This window comes from Paracidovorax konjaci, from assembly GCF_900112675.1.
Lineage (GTDB): Bacteria > Pseudomonadota > Gammaproteobacteria > Burkholderiales > Burkholderiaceae_C > Paracidovorax > Paracidovorax konjaci.
On the sequence record NZ_FOMQ01000003.1, the window covers coordinates 441986 to 452506 of the forward strand.

Consider the following 10521-nt stretch of genomic DNA (forward strand, 5'->3'; position numbering starts at 1 on the left):
CGTCTCCCGCCTCCCGCATCCACACCGAAAGGCCCCTGCCATGTGGCTCAAACACACCTCCCCGACCGAGCGGCGCACGCTGGCCGCCACCTTCGCCGGCTACGGCGTCGATGGCTTCGACTACATGATCTACACCTTCCTCATTCCCACGCTGCTGCTGGCGTGGAACATGACGAAGGCCGAGGCCGGCTACATCGCCACCGGCGCGCTGCTCACCTCGGCCATCGGCGGCTGGGCCGCGGGCGTGCTGGCCGACCGGTACGGCCGGGTGCGCGTGCTGCAGTGGACGGTGCTGTGGTTCACCTTCTTCACCTTCCTGAGCGGTTTCACCGAATCGTTCGGACAGCTGTTCTTCACGCGCGCCATGCAGGGCTTCGGCTTCGGCGGCGAATGGGCCGTGGGCTCCGTGCTGATCGCCGAGACCATCTCCGCGCGCCACCGCGGCAAGGCCGCGGGCCTGGTGCAGAGCAGTTGGGCCGTGGGCTGGGCGGCGTCGGCGCTCGCCTTCTGGGGCGTGTATTCGATCCTTCCGCCGGAGCTGGCCTGGAAGGTGCTGTTCTGGATCGGCATCCTGCCCGCGCTGCTCATCATCTACATCCGCCGCAACATCGCGGAGCCGCCCGTGTACCTGGCCGCCCAGGCCCGCGCCCGCGCCGCCGGCCAACGGGGCAGCTTCCTGCGCATCTTCCATCCTTCGCTGCTGCGCACCACGGTGCTCGCGAGCCTGCTGGCCACCGGCATGCAGGGCGCCTACTACTCGGTGACCACCTGGCTGCCCACCTTTCTCAAGACGGAGCGGCACCTGTCGGTGCTGGGCACCAGCGGCTACCTGCTGGTGCTGATCGCCGGCTCGTTCGTGGGCTATCTGGCGAGTGCGTGGCTGTCGGACGTGATCGGCCGGCGCCGCTGCTTCATCCTGTTCGCCGCCATGGGCATGGCGCTGGTGCTGGCCTACACCCAGATCCCCATCACCGATGCGTGGATGCTGGTGCTCGGCTTCCCGCTGGGCTTCTTCCTGTCGGGCATCTTCTCGGGCATGGGCGCCTTCCTCTCCGAGCTGTTCCCGAGCGACGTGCGCGGCTCCGGCCAGGGCTTCTGCTACAACTTCGGCCGCGCGATCGGCGCCATCTGCCCGGCACTCATCGGCGTGCTCGGCAACACGCTGCCGCTGGGGCAGACCATCGGCTGGATCACGGCCGTGTGCTACGGCCTCGTCATCATCGCCGCGCTCGCGTTGCCCGAAACACTCGGCCGTGAGCTCAGTGCGGACCTTTCCACCTCCTGATGAGTTTCTCTGCGCGGAATACATCCTGTTACCCGTGCACGCAACTTGCTAAGCCGTCACCATGGCGCATCGCGGCGCAGGCCGCGGTGATCCGACTGTTCAACGGTGTCCTCAGAGGTCCACACTCCATGAAAAAACTGACCCTCCGCCAAAAGCTCTGGCTTCCGCTGATCCTTGCGCTGCTCGGTCTGCTCGCGCTCACCTTCGTCAACGCATGGCAGGCCCGCACGCTGCAGTACGAAGCCCGACAGTCCGCGCTGGCCGACATCACCGACATGGCCCTGTCAGTGCTGGGCGACTACGAGAAGCAGGCCCAGGCCGGCAAGATGAGCCAGGAGGAGGCTCGCCGCGCCGCGATGGAGCGCGTGGCCGCGCAGCGCTACGGCAAGGACGGCTACGTCACGCTCATCAATGCCGATTCGGTGATCGTCATGCACCCGATCAAGCCCGAACTCAACGGCAAGAACATGCTCTCGTTCAAGGACGCCAAGGGCACGCCACTCTACGTGAACATCGCCGCCACCGGCAGCTCTGCGCAGGGCCGGGGCTTCCTCGAATACTGGTGGCCCCGCCCGGGCAGCGACGCGCCCAGCCCCAAGCTCGGCTACGCCGTGCGGTTCAAGCCCTGGAACTGGGACCTGGTCGCCGGCGATTACGTGGACGACATCGAGCAGACCTTCCGCAACACCCTCTACCGCGCCGTGGGCCTGCTGGCGCTGCTGGGCCTCGCGATCTCGGTGTTCACCGGCTTCGTGGTGCGCGACATCGAGCGCTCGGTCGGCGGCGAACCCGGCGCCGCCGCGCAGGCCGCGCTGCGCATGGCCGAGGGCGACCTGCAGGCCGCCATCGCGCTGCGCCCCGGCGACGACCGCAGCCTGATGCACGCCATCGGCTTCATGCGCGACCGCCTGGGCAGCATCCTGCAGCGCATCCAGCAGGCCACGGGCACCATCGACCACGCGGCAGCGGAAATCTCCCAGGGCAACGCCGACCTCTCGCGCCGCACCGAGCAGCAGGCGTCCTCGCTGCAGCAGACGGCCTCCAGCATGGAGGAACTCACGGCCACGGTGCGCCAGAACGCCGACAACGCGCGCCAGGCGGCGCAGTACGTCTCCACCACCGCGCTGACGGCCGAACAGGGCGGCAAGGCCGTGCACCAGGTGGTGGAGAGCATGCGCTCCATCAATGCCAGCTCGCGCAAGATCAGCGAGATCATCGGCGTGATCGACGGCATCGCCTTCCAGACCAACATCCTGGCGCTCAACGCAGCCGTGGAAGCGGCCCGCGCGGGCGAGCAGGGCCGCGGCTTCGCCGTGGTGGCCGGCGAGGTGCGCAACCTCGCGCAGCGCAGCGCCTCGGCCGCGCGCGAGATCAAGGCGCTCATCAGCGAATCGGTGAACGAGGTGCAGAACGGCTCCGATCTGGTCGAGAAGGCCGGCCGCACCATGGGCGAGGTGGTCGAATCGGTACAGCGCATCTCGGGCCTCATGGAGGGCATCGCCTCCGCCAACGCAGAGCAGACCGCCGGCATCGAGGAAGTGAACCGCGCCGTCACGCAGATGGACGAGATGACCCAGCAGAACGCGGCCATGGTGGAGCAGGCCAGTGCCGCGACGGCGGCCATGGCCTCGCAGGTGTCGGTGCTGCGCGACGCGCTCTCGGTGTTCCGGCTCCACGGCGAGGAAGCCGACGCCCTGCCCGCCACGCCGTCCCACCGGCCGCTGCCGTCCGCCCGCGTGGCGCAACTCACGCGCTGACCCTGCGCGCCGCGCCACGGCCGTGCCGGGCCGGTGCGGCGATCGGAGACTGGCGGGGTCTGCGCATGGGCAGCGCAACGCTGCCGCAAGAATTGCCGGCGCGGGCGTTGCCTCCATGGCGGCAGGCGGGCATCCCGTTTGCCCGCAGTGGCGCAAGCACTGTCCCGAGGGGGGATGCCGGCCGCCACAGGCGCCGCCGGTATCCAATGGCCGGCCGCCGCGGGCGGGGGCCGGCGGGCAGCGGACATCCCCAACCCATCCCGGATGGCGCCAGACCATGCACCACGATGCCCCCGCACCCGAGGCCACCCCGCCTTTAACGGCCGCAGACACCCCGTACGCGCTGGCCCGCGCATTTCCGGGGCACAGCGAGATGGCCCGGCGCATGCGCGGCATGGACTGGGCCGCGACGACGCTGGGGCCCGTCGGCGGCTGGTCGCCCAACCTGCTCGCCGCGCTCAGCCTGTGCCTCACCTCGCGCTTTCCGATGCACATCTGGTGGGGGCCGGATCTGCGGCTTTTCTACAACGATGGCTACATCCCCCTGCTGGGCCCGGGAAAACACCCGGCGGCGCTCGCGCGCTCCGGCCGCGAGGTCTGGGCGGAGGTCTGGGACCAGATCCGGCCCATGGTCGAGGGCGTGCAGCAGGGCGCGGAGGCGACCTGGTCGGAAGACCTGCTCATGTTTTTCGACCGTGCGCTGCCTCAGGAGGAGGTGTACGCCACCTTCTCCTTCAGCCCCATCCTGTCCGGCGACGGCTCGGTGGAGGGCCTGTTCTGCGCCTGCAGCGAAACGACCGGGAGGGTCGTCACCGCCCGCCGGGTGGAAACGCTGCGCCGTCTCGGCCTCGCGACGGAAGCGCACAGCGCCGGTGAAGCGTGCGCCGCCGCCCTGCGGGCCCTGGACGCCAACCCCTGCGACATCCCGTTCGCACGGATCGAATGGGGTGGCACGGACCGGGCCGGAGGCGCCCTGGCCTGCTCCGCGGCCCTGCCCGGCGAGGACTGGGACACGCTCATGCAGCGCTGGGCCCCGCAATGCCGGCAGTTGCACGACAGTGGCGCTGCGCAGCGCGTGGCAATCGAACCGCCGCATGCCGCACCGTGGCCCCACGGTGGCGCGCATGCCTTGCTGCTGCCGCTGCGGGTGGGCACGGCCGATCGGCCCGATGGCACCCTCGTGCTGGGCCTGGGGCTGCACAGGCCGTTCGATGCGGCTTACGAGGACTTCATCCACCTCGTGCAGCAGCAGGTCGAACGCGCCATCGGGGAGGCGCGGAGCTACGAGATGGAGCGCCACCGCGCCGAGACGCTGATGGAGCTGGACCGCGCCAAGACAGCGTTCTTCTCCAACCTCAGCCACGAATTCCGCACGCCGATCACCCTGATGCTGGGCCCGCTGGAGGAGGCCCTGGCCCATGCACAGGCGCAGGACGAGGTGCGCGGCCACCTGCAACTGGCCCACCGCAATACGCTGCGCCTGCGCAAGCTGGTCAACAACCTGCTGGACTTCTCCCGGCTGCAGGCCGGCCGGGCGCAGGCCCGCTTCATCCCCGTGGACCTGGCCGCGCTGACGCAGGATCTGGCGAGCAATTTCCGCTCCGCGTTCGAGCGCGCGGGCGTCGCGCTGGAAGTGGACTGCCCGCCGCTGCCCTTCCCGCTGTACGTGGACCGGGGCATGTGGGAGGACGTGGTGCTCAACCTGCTCGGCAATGCGCTGAAGTTCACCCTGCAGGGGTCGGTGCGGATCGCGCTGGAGCATGGCGGCGGCGGCGGCCATGGCGGCACTGCAGGCACCGGGAGCGAGGTCACGCTCACGGTGCAGGACTCCGGCGTGGGCATCGGCGCGGCCGAGCTGCCGCACATCTTCGAGCGGTTCCGTGTGGGCCGCCACGGGGGCGGGCGCACGCAGGAAGGCACCGGCATCGGCCTTGCGCTGGTGCAGGAGATCGTGCACCTGCACGGCGGCACCGTCTCTGCGGAGAGCACCCCGGGCCAGGGCAGCGTGTTCCGGGTGCGGCTGCGCGCCGGCTGCGCGCACCTGGACCCGCAGCAGATCGCCGATAGCGATGCCGGCCCATCGCCGCTGAGGGCGCAGTCGTATGTGCAGGAGGCCATGGGCTGGAGCTTCCCGGACCTTCCAGCGCCGGCCGTGGCCGGCCTGCACGCCCCGGACGACGCGGCGGCCGGCATGCCGCGCTGCCGCGTGCTGGTGGTGGACGACAACGCCGACATGCTCGCCTACGTCGCCTCGCTGCTCAGCCCCCACATGGAGACCGTGTCCGTGCCGGATGGCGTGCAGGCGCTGGAGCAGTTGCGCTCATCGCATTACGACCTGATGCTGGCCGACGTGATGCTGCCGCGCATGGACGGCTTCAGCCTGCTGCGCGCGGTGCGCGCCTTGCCCGACCTGCAGCTCCTGCCCGTCATCCTGCTGTCCGCGCGTGCGGGCCAGGAGGCGCATGCCGAGGGGCTTGCCGCGGGCGCCGACGACTACGTGGCAAAACCCTTCTCCGCGCGCGACCTGCTGGCGCGGGTGGCGGCCGCGCTGGCGCGTGCGCGCAAGCGCGCGGAGACGGCGAAAGCCGCGGAGATCCGCTACCGCCAGCTGTTCGACGCCATCGACGAAGGCTTTTGCATCATCGAGCTGGTGTTCGACGCAGCGGGCAGGCCCATCGACTACCGCTTCCTGGAAGTGAACCCGGCCTTCAAACGGCACACCGGCCTCGTCGATGCGGCCGGCAGGACGATGCGCGAACTGATACCGGACCTGGACGGCGAATGGTTCGAGCGCTACGGCCGCGTGGCCACGCTGCGCGAGCCCCTGCGCTTCGAGCAGTATTCCGAGAAGCTCGACCACCGCTGGTTCGACGTCTTTGCCTTCCCCGCCGACGATGGCCAGCCCTGCCGCGTCGGCATCCTCTTCACCGATATTTCCGCCCGCAAGCGCGCCGAAAGAGCACTGCAGCACAGCGAACGGCGGCTGCAGGAAACCGATCGCCGGAAGGACGAATTCCTCGCGACGCTGGCCCACGAACTGCGCAACCCGCTGGCGGCCATCAGCGGCGCGGTGGAGCTGCTGCGCCACCCGATGGGCCAGCTCTCCAAGGCACGCGCGGGCGAGGTGCTGGGGCGCCAGGTCAGGCACATGGTGCGGCTGGTGGACGAGCTGCTGGACGTGTCGCGCATCAGCCGCAACACCATCGAGCTGACGCGCGAGCCGCTCGATCTGCGTCGCATCGCCGGGCAGGCGATCGAATTCGCCAGGCCCGGCATCGACGAGCGGGGGCATCGCCTCTCGGTCGAAGAGCCCGCCGCGGCCATTCCCATCGAAGGGGACAACGTGCGCCTGGTGCAGGTGCTGTCCAACCTGCTGAACAACGCGGCCCGCTACACCGAGCCGGGCGGCCGCATCACGGTGCGGTGCTGGCACGACAGTGCCGGCGCCCACGCGGAGGTGGGCGACACGGGCATCGGCATCCCCACGGACCGGCTGGAGGACGTCTTCCGGATGTTCGCGCAGGTGGACCGCAGCGACCCGCGCTCCAAGCCGGGGCTGGGCGTGGGCCTGGCGCTGGCGCAGCGCCTGGCCCAACTGCACGGCGGCCACGTCGAGGCGCGCAGTGCCGGCCCCGGCCAGGGCAGCGCGTTCACGCTGCATCTGCCCGTGGCGCAGGGCACGGTCAGCCCGCCAGCCCCGCAGGGCAAGGCCCCCGCGGAGGCCGCGCGCCTCAAGGTGCTGGTGGTGGACGACGACGAAGACGCCGCCTACCCCATCGTGACCGTGCTCGAATGGAGCGGCATGGAAACACAGAGCGTGACCAGCGGACAGGCGGCGCTCGGCCTGCTGGAGCGGTGGAAACCCGACGTGGCGCTGCTGGACCTGGGCATGCCCGGGATGGACGGCTACACGCTCGCGCGGCACATGGCCGCCACGCACCCCGCCGTGGCGCTGATCGCCATCAGCGGCTGGGGCCAGCCCGAAGACGTGGCCCGCTGCCGCGAGGCGGGCTTCTCCACCCACTTCGTGAAGCCGGTGGACCTGGATGCGGTGGGCGAGGCCGTGCGGCAGGTGGCGCAGCGGCATTGAGCCCGCTGCCGAGAAATACCGCCCGGCCGGTCCGGCGCCGGCGCCGGCGCGACAGCGGGCGTCGGCTGGCACGCATTGCCGATCATGTGGCGCATTTGGCATGCCGCCGGTCGTGTTTGCCCAGCTAAGCTGCTCGCACGCACCAGGCCCAGGTCTGGCCTCCATGGACCCCAGGGCAGTCTCCGCATGGCTCGCAACCCCACGCTTTCACCCGGCACCGGCCGGCACCCACCGATGCAGAGCTTCGGCCTGCAGCCCGGGCACGTGCATGCCCGGTCCGTCGCCCACGCGCCGGCGCGCACCGCGGCCGAGGGCGTGGCCGCCCTCCCCTCCGGCATGCGGGCCCGCGCCGGCGCCAGAAGGAGCGCGAGGTGAGAACGCCGGCCCTGCTCCGGTGCCTGCCCCTGCTGCTGGCCGGCTTCCTGGCGGCCTGCGCCGGCGTGCCCGATCCCGCGGAGCGCGGCTTCCAGGGCAGCTGGTTGGTGGACGGTGCCTTGCAGGCACCCGCCGCCACGCCGCGGGTCCAGGCTCCTGCAGCGAGGCCCACGGTCGCCCTGGTCCTGGGTGGCGGCGGATTGCGGGGCTTCGCCCACATCGGCGTGCTGCAGGCGCTGGAAGAGGCCGGTATCCGCCCGGACCTGGTCGTGGGCACGTCCATCGGAGCCATCGTCGGCGCGGCCTATGCGTCGGGCCGCTCGCCCGCGCAGATCTGGCAGCAGGCCGACAGCTTGCGGGTGCGGTCGCTGGCGGATATCGCGCTCAGCGGCCCGGGCTTCGTCAAGGGCGAGGCGCTCGCGCGCTGGGCCGACGGTTTGGTCGGCGGGCAGGCCATCGAGCAATTCCCGGTGCGTTTCGTCGCCGTCGCCACGGACGTCGACCGGGGCCGGCCCTACGTGATCACGCAGGGCGACGCCGGCCAGGCACTGCGCGCGTCGGCTGCGATCCCGGGCGTCTTCCTGCCGGTGCAGGCCGATGGCCTCACGCTGGTCGATGGCGGCGTGGCCGGCCTGGTGCCGGTGCGGGCGGCCCGCGCGCTGGGCGCCGACGTGGTGATCGCGGTGGACATCTATTGCCACGGCCCGCGGTACCCGTCGAACTCGTCGGTGTCGATGTGGCTGCGCGTGTCGCAGGTGCAGAGCTGCCTGCTTTCCGGCCCCGAGGCCGCATCGGCCGACGTGCTGATCGCCCCGGCCATCGCACCCGCCGGCGTGAACGACGCACCCGGGCGCGAGACCGCCCGGCGGCTGGGCTACGAGGCCGCTACGGCGCAATTGCCGGCCCTGCTGTCCGTGCTGCGGCAGCGCGGCATGGGGGTCCGCGCGGCATCGGCCACGCCATCGGCGCCCCCCTGACACCTGCGTGGCGTGCGCAGGCCGCCCGCCGCCCGATGCCATCCCCCGGACGAACCGATTTTTGAAACCCAAGGAGCCACCATGCCATTCATCGAAACCATGCACACCTACTTTCGCGGCGAGAAGATCGAAGCGCTCTTCTTCATCGCCACCACCGGACTGGCGCTGGTCATCTTCGGGATCACGGCGCTGAAGGCCGAGCGCGGCGGATATGCCTGGGGCGTGGGCATTCCTTCGATCCTGTTCGGGCTCGTGCTGGTCGGCGTGGGTGCCGGCGTGGGCCTGCGCACCGACAAACAGGTCGCCGAACTCGAACGCAGCTTCCAGGCGAACCCTGCCGCGCTGGTGCAGAAGGAGCTGCCGCGCATGGAAAAAGTCGATGCGACTTTCCGCACCACCTACTACGTGCTCGGCCTGGTGTCCGCGCTGGGGCTGCTCATCCACTACCTGGGCGGCCCAGGATGGGGGCGCGGCCTGGGTTCGACCTTGATCCTGCTCGGAGCCGTGGGCCTGTTGATCGATGGCTTCGCGCAACGCCGGGCAGAGCCCTACATGGCGGCCCTGGTTCAGCTCGGCGCGGATTCACAGCAGGCCGATGCCCCCGCAAGGCGCCCGTAGCAGCCCTGCGCCACCGACGCGGTGGGGGCCCGGGCGATGGATGGGCCGGCCGGCGTGTGCGATGCCAAGGTCCGCGGGACGACCGGCCGCCCGGTCGGGCGGGGCCATGGCCGCGCTGGCCCCGGGGCGGGCAGGACTGGCGCCGATGGCCGTCCCGCTGGCGCGCATGGCCAGTTCATCGCAAGGCCCGGCCTTCTATCGTGAAGGCCCTATCACTCTCTGAGGCTTTGCCATGATCGCTCAATCCCGTCTTCTTTCCATCTCCCTGCTGGCGGGGCTGCTGGCCAGCCAGCCGACCTTCGCGCAGGACGGCTGGTCGCTGGCCAAGGAGTCCGAGGGCATCAAGGTGTACGTGCGGACCGTCGAGGGCTCGCCCCTGCGTGAATTCCGCGGTGAAGTGCAGATCAAGTCCACCCCGGACGACGTGGTCAAGGTGTTGCGCGATGCCAATGCCTTCCGCCAATGGATGCCCGACGTCGCCGCGTCGGAACTGCTCAAGGCCACCGACACCGAGCAGTACCACTACCTGGACAACAAGGCGCCCTGGCCGGTGTCCAACCGCGACGGCGTCTACCACTTCACCTATGCCAAGGCGGATGACGGTGCGGTCACCGTGCGCGTCGAGGCCGTGCCCGACTACCTGCCGGAGCGCGCGGGCAAGGTGCGCATCCCGCAGGCCCAGGGCCAGTGGAAGCTGGTGCCCGACGCGGATGGGGTGAACGTCACCTATCGGATGCATGCCTCTCCGGGCGGGGCCATTCCCGCCTGGATGGCCAACCAGGCGGTGGTGGATACGCCCTACGGAACGCTCAAGGCACTGAGAAGCCGGCTGCAGGAGGGTCGCTGATCCGCACGCCGGCCTGCGAGGTGTCGCGGGCGGGCGGCGGTACGTAAGCCGTGGTGACACCACGGACACCCTGCGAAGCCGTCAGTCGAGCCCGCCCTGGCAGAGGTACTTGGTGTGCAGGTAGTCCTCCAGCCCGTGGGTGGAGCCCTCGCGGCCGTAGCCCGACTCCTTCACTCCGCCGAAGGGCGCGGCCTCGGCCGCCAGCGCCCCTTCGTTGATGCCCACGATGCCTGTCTCCAGCAGCCCCGCCACGCGCCAGATCCTCCGCACGTCCTGGCTGTAGAAGTACGCCGCCAGCCCGAAGGGCGTGTCGTTGGCCGCCGCGATCACCTCCGCCTCGCTGCCAAAGCGCGTGAGCGGCGCCACCGGCCCGAAGGTCTCCTCGCACGCGCACGCCATGGTGGCGTCCGCGTTCTCCAGCACCGTGGGCGCGTAGTAGTGCGCGCCCAGCTCGGGCAGCCGCCTGCCGCCCGTGAGCACCCTGGCGCCGCGCGCCACCGCATCTTCCACGTGCCGCTCGATCTTCTCCACCGCCCGCGCGTTGATCATCGGCCCGATCTGCGAGGCCGCAT

Annotated in this window: 7 protein-coding genes; 6 read left to right on the forward strand and 1 reads right to left on the reverse strand. The window is 70.7% G+C overall.

Annotation, left to right across the window (positions count from 1 at the left end; all coding sequences use genetic code 11):
* Nucleotides 1-40: 40 nt before the first annotated feature.
* The 6 genes from BM144_RS06465 to BM144_RS06490 all read left to right on the forward strand — a co-directional run bounded on the left by BM144_RS06465 (nucleotide 41) and on the right by BM144_RS06490 (nucleotide 9949).
* Nucleotides 41-1285 (forward strand): MFS transporter, encoded by a 1245-nt coding sequence (locus tag BM144_RS06465; RefSeq protein ID WP_092950464.1) that lies wholly within the window; start codon nucleotides 41-43, stop codon nucleotides 1283-1285.
* A gap of 128 nt (nucleotides 1286-1413) precedes the next feature.
* Nucleotides 1414-3042 carry a methyl-accepting chemotaxis protein gene (locus BM144_RS06470; protein WP_092950465.1) on the forward strand — a complete coding sequence of 543 codons (1629 nt, stop codon included), beginning with the start codon at nucleotides 1414-1416 and terminating at the stop codon, nucleotides 3040-3042.
* Nucleotides 3043-3319: 277 nt separating this feature from the next.
* Nucleotides 3320-7132: an ATP-binding protein gene (locus BM144_RS06475; RefSeq protein WP_175525963.1), complete on the forward strand. Its 3813-nt coding sequence runs from the start codon at nucleotides 3320-3322 to the stop codon at nucleotides 7130-7132.
* 371 nt (nucleotides 7133-7503) lie between these two features.
* The gene (locus BM144_RS06480; RefSeq protein WP_245783557.1) at nucleotides 7504-8484 is read left to right on the forward strand and encodes a patatin-like phospholipase family protein; all 981 of its coding nucleotides are present in this window, start codon (nucleotides 7504-7506) and stop codon (nucleotides 8482-8484) included.
* Between the two features lie 81 nt (nucleotides 8485-8565).
* Complete coding sequence (locus BM144_RS06485; protein ID WP_092950467.1) at nucleotides 8566-9102, forward strand: hypothetical protein; 537 nt, start codon at nucleotides 8566-8568, stop codon at nucleotides 9100-9102.
* Nucleotides 9103-9334: 232 nt separating this feature from the next.
* The gene (locus BM144_RS06490; RefSeq protein ID WP_092950468.1) at nucleotides 9335-9949 is read left to right on the forward strand and encodes an START domain-containing protein; all 615 of its coding nucleotides are present in this window, start codon (nucleotides 9335-9337) and stop codon (nucleotides 9947-9949) included.
* A gap of 81 nt (nucleotides 9950-10030) precedes the next feature.
* Here the strand turns inward: BM144_RS06490 and BM144_RS06495 are convergent.
* Nucleotides 10031-10521 (reverse strand): aldehyde dehydrogenase family protein (locus BM144_RS06495; protein ID WP_139225655.1); only part of this gene is annotated, 491 nt, incomplete at its 5' end.